6 protein-coding genes are annotated in these 8822 nt (G+C 71.4%); 3 read left to right on the top strand and 3 right to left on the bottom strand.

Annotated elements, in window-relative coordinates; translation table 11 throughout:
- Window positions 1-470 precede the first annotated feature (470 nt).
- Together IA22_RS0120090 and ptsP are read left to right on the top strand one after the other, a co-directional pair.
- Window positions 471-920 carry a PTS sugar transporter subunit IIA gene (locus IA22_RS0120090; protein ID WP_015576303.1) on the top strand — a complete coding sequence of 150 codons (450 nt, stop codon included), beginning with the start codon at window positions 471-473 and terminating at the stop codon, window positions 918-920.
- 75 nt (window positions 921-995) lie between these two features.
- Window positions 996-2666, top strand: a complete 1671-nt coding sequence (gene ptsP / locus IA22_RS0120085; RefSeq protein WP_030124353.1) for a phosphoenolpyruvate--protein phosphotransferase — start codon at window positions 996-998, stop codon at window positions 2664-2666.
- 76 nt (window positions 2667-2742) lie between these two features.
- Here ptsP and IA22_RS0120080 read toward each other — a convergent pair whose 3' ends face one another.
- Window positions 2743-3657 (bottom strand): hypothetical protein, encoded by a 915-nt coding sequence (locus tag IA22_RS0120080; protein ID WP_030124352.1) that lies wholly within the window; start codon window positions 3655-3657, stop codon window positions 2743-2745.
- Window positions 3658-3735: 78 nt separating this feature from the next.
- Window positions 3736-5721, bottom strand: a complete 1986-nt coding sequence (locus tag IA22_RS0120075) for an acetoacetate--CoA ligase (protein WP_015576306.1) — start codon at window positions 5719-5721, stop codon at window positions 3736-3738.
- A 232-nt stretch (window positions 5722-5953) separates the two neighbouring features.
- On the opposite strand from IA22_RS0120075, the gene IA22_RS0120070 reads away from it, so the two are divergent.
- Window positions 5954-8323 carry a glycoside hydrolase family 31 protein gene (locus tag IA22_RS0120070; RefSeq protein WP_030124351.1) on the top strand — a complete coding sequence of 790 codons (2370 nt, stop codon included), beginning with the start codon at window positions 5954-5956 and terminating at the stop codon, window positions 8321-8323.
- Here the strand turns inward: IA22_RS0120070 and IA22_RS0120065 are convergent.
- On the bottom strand, window positions 8314-8811 hold the full coding sequence (locus IA22_RS0120065; RefSeq protein WP_014157473.1) for an NUDIX domain-containing protein: 498 nt from the start codon (window positions 8809-8811) through the stop codon (window positions 8314-8316). The genes IA22_RS0120070 and IA22_RS0120065 overlap by 10 nt on opposite strands.
- Between the last annotated feature and the right edge of the window lie 11 nt (window positions 8812-8822).

Genomic DNA, 8822 nt, shown 5'->3' with positions numbered 1-8822 from the left:
CCGTTTCACCGGGGCCCTCCGGGCGCTTCCCTTCGTTCTTGCGTTTCCGACTCTATCAGACTCTTTCGTGTCCGATTCCCGGTCGAAGCGGGTTACTGCGGTACTACTTTTCGCTTTCCAGTTCTTCGCTTTTCGCGTTTCCCTTTCCGGCGAGTCCGACTCTATCAGGCCTTTTCCGTGTCTCTGACCGGGGTCCTCGCGAACATGCGGGGTCGCCGAACAGGGTTACAGTCTGGGCTTGGGAGTCGCTGCCGATCCCGGACTCGAAGTCGCTTCGGGGTCAGGCAGGGGTACGACAGTACAGGCGACGGTGGGACGAGGCAAATCGTTTGCGGTGCACCTCTAGGTCTGTCAACCGGTAGCTCTCGGGCGGAACCGGGACTTCATATGACTTACGCTGCTGATCAGTACGCCGCCCCCGATCAGCCGTGGCGGTGACCATCAGGATCCCCACCCCTGGGAGGCTCTCCATGACCACAGTGACGTCCCCTCTTGCCGGCCGCGCCATCGGGCTCACCGCGGTTCCCGACCCCGTCTTCTCCGGAGCGATGGTGGGGCCCGGTACCGCCATCGACCCCGTGCGGGAGCCCTCCGAGGCCGTGTCACCGGTCGACGGCATCGTCGTCTCCCTCCACCCGCACGCCTTCGTCGTCGTCGACGACGAGGGGCACGGAGTGCTGACGCACCTCGGGATCGACACCGTGCAGCTCAACGGCGAGGGCTTCGAGCTTCTCGTGAACAAGGGTGACACCGTGACCCGTGGTCAGGGCATCGTCCGCTGGGATCCCGCGGGCGTCGAGGCCGCCGGCAAGTCCGCGATCTGCCCGGTCGTCGCCCTGGAGGCCACGGCCGAGTCCCTTTCCGACGTCCGCGAGGACGGCGACGTCAAGGTCGGCGAGACGCTGTTCGGCTGGCAGTGACACCCTCGGCGCAGGGACGAGCCAGTCGGGCATCCACCGCGGCGGTGCGACCGCCGCACAATCGGAGCAGGTGAAATGGAGACAACGCTGCGAGGCGTCGGCGTGAGCCACGGTGTGGCGATCGGCGAAGTTCGGCACATGGGTACGGCGGTGCTGGAGCCCCCGGCCAAACAGATTCCCGCGGACGAGGCGGAGCGCGAGCAGGGGCGTGCCCGCCAGGCGGTGGAAGCCGTTGCGGCCGACCTCGTCGCACGCGGCAACCTGGCGGGCGGCGAGGCCCAGCACGTGCTCGAGGCCCAGGCCATGATGGCCCAGGACCCCGAGCTGATCGCCGATGTCGACCGCCGTATCGCCGTCGGCAGCACCGCCGAGCGCGGTGTCTACGACGCGTTCGCCGCGTACCGCGCGCTGTTGGCCAATGCCGGGGAGTACCTGGCGGGCCGTGTTGCCGACCTCGACGACGTCCGCAACAGGATCGTGGCGCGGCTGCTCGGAGTGCCGATGCCGGGTGTGCCGGACAGCGACGAGCCGTACGTGCTGATCGCGCGTGACCTCGCTCCCGCCGACACCGCACTGCTCGACCCCACGCTCGTCCTCGGTTTCGTCACGGAGGAGGGCGGCCCGACCAGCCACAGCGCGATTCTCGCGCGGGCGCTCGGGGTGCCGGCCGTCGTGGCTCTGCCGGGTGCCGGTGAGATCGCCGAGGGCACGGTCGTGGCGGTGGACGGCAGCACGGGTGAGATCTTCGTCGAGCCGAGCCAGGAGAAGCGCGCCGAGATGGAGAGCGCGTCGGCGGCCCGCAAGGCGGCGCTGTCGGCCGTGACCGGTCCCGGTGCCACCTCGGACGGCCACAAGGTGCCGCTGCTCGCCAACGTCGGTGGCCCCGGTGACGTTCCGGCGGCCCTGGAGGCGGGTGCCGAAGGCGTCGGACTGTTCCGTACGGAGTTTCTCTTCCTGGACGACAGCAAGCAGGCGCCGTCCGAGGAGAAGCAGGTCGAGGCCTACCGCGCGGTGTTGGAGGCGTTTCCCGAGGGACGCGTCGTCGTGCGGGTGCTGGACGCCGGTGCCGACAAGCCGCTGGAGTTCCTGACGCCCGCCGACGAGCCGAACCCCGCGCTCGGTGTGCGAGGACTGCGCAGTCTGCTGGATCACCCGGATGTTCTGCGGACCCAGTTGACCGCCCTGTCGCGTGCGGCCGAGGGGCTGCCCGTGTACCTCGAGGTCATGGCTCCGATGGTGGCCGACCGTGCGGACGCGAAGGCGTTCGCCGATGCCTGCCGTGAGGCGGGGCTGCAGGCGAAGTTCGGTGCGATGGTGGAGATTCCGTCCGCCGCGCTCCGGGCCCGCTCGATCCTGCAGGAGGTCGAGTTCCTGTCGCTGGGCACGAACGACCTGGCGCAGTACACCTTCGCGGCCGACCGTCAGGTGGGAGCCGTGGCCCGGCTGCAGGACCCGTGGCAGCCCGCGCTGCTCGACCTGGTCGCGCTCTCGGCCGAGGCCGCCAGGGCCGAGGGCAAGAGCTGTGGTGTGTGTGGTGAGGCCGCTTCGGACCCGCTCCTCGCGTGTGTGCTGACCGGTCTGGGGGTCACCTCCCTGTCGATGGGCGCGGCGTCCATTCCCTATGTGCGGGCGACGCTGGCGAAGCACACGCTCGCGCAGTGCGAGCGCGCGGCGTCCGCGGCGCGTGCGGCGGACTCCGCCGACGAGGCGCGGCTCGCGGCGCAGGCGGTGCTGTCGGGCGAGTGACGGCGTCCGCCGTACGCGGTCGTGTGTGAAGGGGTTCCCGCCGGTTCAGGCGGGAACCCCTTCGGTCCGATCGGGGTCAGCGGTGGGCCTCCGGCTCGTCGGTGCCGAGGTCGAACCCGGCGCAGTACTCGACACCGGATTCCGGGGACACGGGCTCGCCCGTGTCGGCGTCGGTGCAGTAGGCGTTGAACACCTCGCCCGCGGTGAGCGGGAGGAGGCTGCCCCGGTGCAGACGCCATCCGTGCACCCGGTCCGGATGTCCGGGCGTGGTGGTACGCAGGACGACGCCTCCCCGGGTCTCGAGCGCGACCCCCACGGCGAGCACGGTGGCGAACTCCGCACCCTCCGAGGACGGGAACCGGGCCTGGCCGTCCGAGTCCTGGGTGGTGTGGAGGACGGCCAGAAGCTGTTCGTCACCGTTGGGTGTGCTGCAGACGATGTGATGGCTGCCCGGTCCCGCCGTCTCCAGCAGACGCATCAACAGGTGCGACGCCCGGTCGAAGGCTGCCCGGCCGATGTCCTGTCCGCAGTCGGCGCAGTCGCCGAGTCCGGAGAGCAGCATGGTGGCGTACTCCCAGGTCGCGCGGCGGACGGCCCGCGAGACGAGGAGCGGGATCAGCGTGTCGATGGTCTGGCCGGCGTAGGCGACCGTGGCTCCGGCCGCGGCGATCTCGGCGGTGAAGCGGCTGCGGCTCGTGCGCGCGTCGGGATCGAGGTCCGACTCGGCGCAGAACTCCGCGTAGTCCTCGGGGTCGAAGAGGGCGACGGTGGTGTGCACGCCCTGCGCCGTGAGCGTGCGCAGCAGCCCCTCGACCTGTCGTAGGTAGACGGCGTGGTCGTCGAAGGTGAAGCTGCGGTATCGGCGCATGGCCGCGAAGTCCTCGGCGTCGACCAGGAGGCCGACGGTACTGGGTGCTTCGCGGCGCAGTGCGCGTCGCATGGACGGTGCGGAGCGCCGGTGGCTTCGCCCGGTCGGTTGGATGTGTGCCATGAGTCCCCCTGTGCACTGCGAACGGTTGCTCACTCAGCGTAGTCAGAGGGACTGACAGTGGTCGTGCCGGCGGCCGGGTCAGCGGCGCTCGCGGGCGAGCTCCTCGTAGAAGTGGAGGAGTTCGAGGTTGTCGATCGACCCCGGGTTCACTGCCTTGGCCAGTGCTGTTCCCTGGAGGAGTCGCTTGACCGGAACCTCGATGCGCTTGCCGGTGAGGGTGTGGGGGATGCCGGGGACCTCGATGACCTCGTCCGGAACGTGACGGGGCGACAGGTTCTCGCGGATGGTCCGCTTGATGCTGTCGCGCAGCCGGTCGTCGAGCGTGGCGCCCTCGGCGAGATGGACGAACAGGGGCATCCAGTAGCCGCCGTCCGGCTCTTCGAGGCCGATGACGAGGGACTCGCGGATCTCGGGGAGCCGCTCGACGGCCTCGTAGATGTCGGCGGACCCCATCCGGACGCCCTGCCTGTTGAGGGTGGAGTCCGAGCGGCCGTGGATGACGACGGAACCGCGGTCGGTGAGGGTGATCCAGTCCCCGTGGCGCCAGACGCCGGGATACATGTCGAAGTAGCTGTCGTGGTAGCGGCGGCCGTCGGGGTCGTTCCAGAAGCGGACGGGCATGGAGGGCATGGGCGCGGTCACGACCAGCTCGCCGACCTCACCGGTCAGCGGTTTGCCGGCGGGGTCCCAGGACTGGAGGTCGGTGCCGAGGCAGGGGGCCTGGAGCTCACCGATGTGGACCGGCAGGGTGGGGACCGCTCCGGCGAAGCAGCTGCAGACGTCCGTGCCGCCGCTGACGGAGGCGATCCACAGGTCGGCGCCGCTCTCGTGGAACTCGTCGTGGAGCCAGCGGAAGCCGTCGGGCGGGAGCGGGGAGCCGGTGGTGGCGACGCACTGGACACGGCTGAGGTCGTGGTCGCGGGCGGGGTGGACGCCCGCCTTCCGGCAGGCCATGACGTACGCCGCCGATGTGCCGAAGAGGGTCGCGCCGGTCTGCTCCGCGACGCGCCACTGGGCGCCGACGTCGGGGTGGCCGGGGCTGCCGTCGTACAGCACCACGGTGGTGCCGGTGAGGAGGCCGGAGACGAGGAAGTTCCACATCATCCAGCCCGTGGAGGTGTACCAGAAGAAGCGGTCGTCGGGGCCGAGGTCGCAGTGCAGCCCGATCTGCTTGAGGTGTTCGAGGAGGATGCCGCCCTGGGACTGGACGATCGCCTTCGGGAGGCCGGTCGTGCCGGAGGAGTACAGCACCCACAGGGGATGGTCGAACGGCACCTGCTCGAAGACCGGTTCGGTGCCGGAGGCGGTGAGTTCCGACCACTGGAGGGCGCCCTCGGGCGCGTCGGTGCCGAGCAGCGGGATGTGGACGACCGCGCGCAGGGTCGGGAGTTCGCGGCGGAGTTCGGCCACGGTGTCGGTGCGGTCGTGTTCCTTGCCGCCGTAGCGGTAGCCGTCGACGGTGAAGAGGACGACGGGTTCGACCTGCTGGAACCGGTCCAGGACGCTTCGCGCCCCGAAGTCGGGGGCGCAGGAGGTCCAGACGCCGCCCACCGCGGCGGTCGCGAGGAACGCGACGACGGCCTGCGGGATGTTGGGCAGGTATCCGCTGACGCGGTCGCCGGGGGTGACGCCGAGCGCCCGGAGTTCGGCGGCCAGCGAGGCGACCTGGCGCCGGAGCTCGGACCAGCTGACAGCTGCCTGGGTGTGGGTCTCGTCGACGTACAGCAGGGCCGGCGCGTCCGCGCGGAGCGGGTCGTCGGCGGTGCGCAGCGCGTGTTCGGCGTAGTTGAGGGTGGCGCCGGGGAACCACCGGGCGCCGGGCATGGCGCGGTCGCCGATGACGGTTTCGTACGGGGTGGAGAAGCGTACGTCGAACCAGTCGGCGACGGCCTTCCAGAAGGTGTCGAGTGCGTCGACCGACCAGCGGTGCAGTGCCGCGTAACCGCCGTCGGCGGGCGCTCCGTGGTGCTCGGCCGCCCATCGCTGGAAGCGGGTGACTGCGGCTGCCTCGACACGTTCGGGCTGGGGCTGCCAGAGGGGGGCTTCGCCGGCTGCTGAGGTCATGGAGGCTCCCTGGCCTTTCGGGGTGTACGCGGGGTGTGCGTAGGTCGCGCGCACGGGCTGGGGTGTGCGCGTGAACGGCTGTCACGGACGATGTCATGTGATCGTCCTGCGCACCAGGGTCCGCCCGCCATGGTTGCGTGTCCGGGTGTGTGGTGGAGCCACAGGTGAACGGAAGCTGAACGGAGCATGCTTGTGTCCGTGCTCGCGTCCGGGGGGATGGCAGGGTGGCCGCATGGATGGTCGTGACCTGGTGCGCTCGGTGAAAATGGTGGGTTCCGTGCAAGGGATGCGTGCGGTGCGCTCCGCCTGGCGGCACCGGCGTGCGGATGCCCGGGGACTGGTGCCGCGCGGTGCCGAGCGGGCCCGTGTGCCCGGGCTCCTGGTGGGCGCGGAGCCGGGGCCGGGCGGCGGAGTGGTGCGGTTCGCCCGCTCGGAACTGCTCGTTCGGGTGGCGGTGGGCGGTCCGGTGTTCTGGTCCTGGGACGGCGCCGGGCAGCTTCCCTCGTACGCCTTGCCGGGGGCCGGGCCGGAGGCGGATCCGCGGGCGTGCCTGGAGCCGGACACCAACGGCGGCTGGCAGGTGGTGTCGGAGCGGCTGACGGTGGTGGTGTCGCGGCACGGTGCGGTGGAACTGCGGACGCCGGGTGGGGTGCTGTTGCGCCGGGAGCTGCCGCCGCGCTGGTGGGAGCCGGTGGAGGGGGGTGCGGCCCGGTGGGTGCAGCGCTCCGAGGTACCGGCGGACGCACGGTTCTTCGGGCTGGGCGGGCGTTCCGGGGGGCCGAGGCTGAGGGAGGGCACCTACCGGTTGTGGAACACCGATCCCGGGGGGCGTTTCGGTCCGGGGGACGATCCGCTGTATCTGACGATGCCGGTGCAGGTGGTCGTCTCGGACGCGGGGACGCATCTGGTGTTCCACGACAACTCGTGGTCGGGCGGGGTGACCCTCAGGGAGGGCGAGGAGGGCGCGGGTTCGGGGCATGACCGGCCCGGTACGTGTGAGGTGCGGATGGACGGCGGTCCGCTGCGCTGCTGGGTGGTCGCGGGGACGCCGGCCAGGGTTCTCCAGGGCTGGACGGGGCTGACGGGTGCGCCTGCTCTGCCTCCGTCGTGGGCGCTGGGTCCGCAGCACGCGCGCTGGGGGTTCGGCAGCGAGCAGGAGGTGCGGCGGGTGGTCTCGGGATACCGGGAGAGAGGGCTGCCGCTGTCGGTGCTGCACCTGGACATCGACCACTACGACGCCCATCAGGTGTTCACGGTCGACCCGGAGCGGTTCCCCGGTCTCCCCACACTCGCGAAGGAGCTGCGCGAGGAAGGCGTACGGCTGGTGTCGATCGTGGATCCGGCGGTGCGGGCCTCGGTGGGCAACGCGGTGTTCGACAGCGGCATGGAGGTCGGTGCGGAGGGTGCCTTCGTCCGGGATCCTCAGGGGCGGCCGGTACGGGGTGAGGTGTGGCCGGGTGAGTGCGTCTATCCGGACTTCACTGATCCGGATGTGCGGGAGTGGTGGGGCGGGCTGTACGAGGAGCGGCTCGGTCAGGGGTTCGCCGGGGTGTGGCACGACATGAACGAGCCGGTGTCGTTCTCGGCTTTCGGGGATCCGTCGTTGCCGCGTTCGTCGAGGCACGCGCTGGAAGGCCGGGGCGGAGACCATCGCGAGGCTCACAACGTGTACGCCCTGGCCATGGCGAGGGCCGGGTACGAGGGCCTGCGCCGGCTGCGTCCCGAGGAGCGGCCGTTCCTCTTCTCCCGTTCGGGGTGGGCGGGGATGCAGCGGTACGGGGGCACGTGGTCCGGTGATGTGGCCACGGGATGGCCGGGGCTCCGGGCGTCTCTGGCCCTGGTGCTGGGGCTGGGGCTCTGCGGGGTGCCGTATTCGGGGCCCGACGTCGGGGGCTTCGACGGGTCGCCGTCGCCGGAGCTCTATCTGCGCTGGTTCCAGCTGGGCGCGTACATGCCGTTGTTCCGTACCCACTCGGCCATCGACGCGGGGCGCCGGGAGCCGTGGGAGTTCGGGCCGGAGGTGCTCGCGCACGCCGGGCAGGTGCTGGAGGAGCGGGAGCGGCTGCTTCCGTATTTCGTGACGCTGGCGCGGCTGGCCCGGCTGACGGGTGCGCCGTACGTGCGGCCCCTGTGGTGGGGTGCGCCGGGGGACCGTGAGCTGCGGGACTGCGAGGACGCGTTCCTGCTGGGTGACGCGCTGCTGGTCGCCCCCGTGCTGGAGGAGGGGGCCGGCCGCAGGACGCTGCGGCTGCCGCGGGGCCGTTGGTACGACACGGCGACCGGGCGCGCTCACGAGGGCCCGGGGCAGGTGGTGGTGGAGGCGCCGCTGTCACGGATTCCGGTGCTGGCCCGGGCCGGTGCGGTGATCCCGGTACGGAGCCCGGAGGGGGGCCTTGAGCTGGAGGTCTGGGCTCCGCCTGCCGGGCGTACCGGGGGCGGGCTGGTCGTGCGGGACATGGGTGACGGGTGGGAAGAGGCCGAGGTGGAGCGCTACACGTCGCGTCTGGGTGCCGGACGTGTGGTGGTCGAGCGGGACGGTGAGGAGGAGGCGGTGCCGTATCCGGTGCGTGTACGGGGGCTGCCGGGCCCCGCTCAGCCGTAGTCCCCGGCGAACCAGGCGCGTACGGCCCGGGTGTGCAGGGGGAAGGCGAGTTCGCCCGGGGTGCGCAGGACGGCGTACCCCGAGGTCTCGTCGGTGGGTGCGGAGAGCGGCAGTTCCCCGGCGGGGCGCGGCGGGAGCAGTCCGAAGAGCAGCAGGTGGCCGTCCGGGGAGCTGAGGGCGTCGGCGAGGCGTACGTCCGTCTCGTCGGCCCGGATGCCGGTCTCCTCGCGCAGTTCGCGGACGACCGCGTGGCGCCAGTCCTCGGTCTCGTCGATGTAGCCGCCCGGCAGCGCGGTTCCGCCGCGGTGCGGCGGGATGGCGCGGGTGATGACGACGAGGCCGGTGCCGTCGGTCCCGGTGACGGGCAGCAGGGCCACGGCGACGGGCAGCGGGTTGCGGTAGGCGGTGCGGCCGCAGGCCGTGCAGGTGCGCGGCCAGGTACCGGAGGCGTACAGGGCACCGCAGTTGCCGCAGTGGGAGTCCTTCACGGGCGGACTGT

The sequence above is a fragment of the Kitasatospora papulosa genome, from assembly GCF_000717245.1.
In the GTDB taxonomy this organism is placed as follows: Bacteria; Actinomycetota; Actinomycetes; order Streptomycetales; family Streptomycetaceae; genus Streptomyces; species Streptomyces papulosus.
The sequence above is the reverse complement of the archived record's forward strand: the minus strand, read 5'-3'. Positions and strand labels throughout refer to the sequence as shown.